We start from the raw sequence: 1,642 nt of genomic DNA on the forward strand, positions 1-1,642 counted from the left end.
CCCCCGCCGTCGTCCCCGTACTCCGGCATGCAGGCCAGCGGGGTGACCCGGGGCTGCCCGCTCCGCGCCCCCGGCACCGTCAGGACCAGCCCCGGCAGCATCCGCGCGCTGAGCAGCACCCTGCCGCGGGTGAGCCGGTGCACCGTACGGTCCATGGCGGGAACGACGTGCGGGGCGATCCGCGCGAACGCGCGGGTGGCGGAGACCTTGCGGACCAGCCGGACGCCGGGGGTCATCGGACCACCACCCGTTCGGCCGCTCCCGGACCGGCGTCCGACGCACCGGCGGCCGGGGCGTCGGCGCCCGGCGGACCGGCGTCCGGCGGGGCGAACAGCCCGGCCTGCCGCGCCGCGTGGTCGCGGAGCGCGTGCCCCGGGCCGAGGAACAGTTCGGCCGCCGCGGCCCGCTTGAAGTACAGATGCGCCTCGTGTTCCCAGGTGAAGCCGATCCCGCCGTGCAGCTGGACGGCCTCGGCGGCGGTCAGCCGCAGCGCCTCCAGGGCCTGGGCGAGGGCGAGCCCGCCGGCCGTCGGGTCCCAGGCCGCGTAGTACGCGGCGGAACGGGCCGCCCGGACCTGTACGTACAGGTCCGCCAGGCGGTGCTTCACGGCCTGGAACGAGCCGATCGGCCGGCCGAACTGTTCGCGCGCCTTCACGTGTTCGACGGTACGTTCCAGCGCGCTCGCCGCCGATCCCACCGCCTCCGCGGCGAGCAGTGCGGCGGCCGGTCCGCCCACCCCGGCCAGTGCGCCGATGACGTCCCGCGTGTCGTCCGCGCCGAGGAGTTCGGCCCCGGTGTCGCGGAGTTCGACGCGGGCCGAGGGGCGGGTCCCGTCCAGCGTGGTGTGCCGGGTGCGGACGAGACCGGTCGCGGCTTCGGGGCGGACCAGGAACAGGAGCGTACGACTGCGCGGGAAGCCGCCGGTGTGGGCCGCGACCAGGAGGAGGTCCGCGCTGTGCCCGTCGAGGACCTGGTCCACCTCCCCGTACAGCCGCCGGGTCGTCGTGCCGGTGGCGGCCGAGGCCGCCTGCACACCGCCCGCCCGACCGCCGCCCGCCCAGGTGCCGCCGGTGGGGTCGGCGGTGAGGCCGAGCGCGGCGGTGAGCGCGGCGCCGGGGACGGCCAGGGCCGCGGTCAGTTCACCGGCCGCGATGCGCGGCAGCAGCTCGGCGCGCTGGGCGGCGGTGCCGAGCGCGGCGATCAGGGGTGCGGCGAGGGCGGCGGTGGCGATCAGCGGGGAGGGCAGCAGGGCCCGGCCGGTCTCCTCGCAGGCGACGGCCAGCTCGGCGAGGCCGCAGCCGACGCCCCCGTACTTCTCCGGCAGGGCGAGTCCGGGCAGCCCGAGGTCGCGGGCGAGCCGTCGCCACAGGGCGGTGTCGTACCCGTCGGCGGTGAGCGCGGCGTCCCCGACGTCGTCGGGCGTGCCGTGCCTGGTCAGCAGTGTGCGCAGGGTGCGTCGGATCTCGTCCTGTTCCGCGCTGAAGGCGGCGTCCATCGGCGGGCTCCTTCCCCCGGGGCTTCCGTTTTCCCCGCGGGGGCCTTCCGCCCCCGATCTGACGGTCCGTCATATTAGGGGTGAACCCGCGAGATGCCCAGAGCCGCGCACCGACGCCTCCGCTCCCCGCTCCCCGCTCCCCGCTCC

Annotated in this window: 2 protein-coding genes; both read right to left on the reverse strand. The window is 77.2% G+C overall.

All coding sequences use genetic code 11. From position 1 onward, the window contains the following. On the reverse strand, positions 1 to 236 hold a 236-nt coding region (locus EAO76_RS44070; protein ID WP_148841806.1), incomplete at its 3' end, for a nitroreductase/quinone reductase family protein. Then, on the reverse strand, positions 233 to 1,495 hold the full coding sequence (locus EAO76_RS44075; protein WP_148841807.1) for an acyl-CoA dehydrogenase family protein: 1,263 nt from the start codon (positions 1,493 to 1,495) through the stop codon (positions 233 to 235). The genes EAO76_RS44075 and EAO76_RS44070, both read right to left, overlap by 4 nt. Between the last annotated feature and the right edge of the window lie 147 nt (positions 1,496 to 1,642).

Origin of the sequence: Streptomyces sp. sk2.1, assembly GCF_008120935.1 — a bacterium.
Classification (GTDB): domain Bacteria; phylum Actinomycetota; class Actinomycetes; order Streptomycetales; family Streptomycetaceae; genus Streptomyces.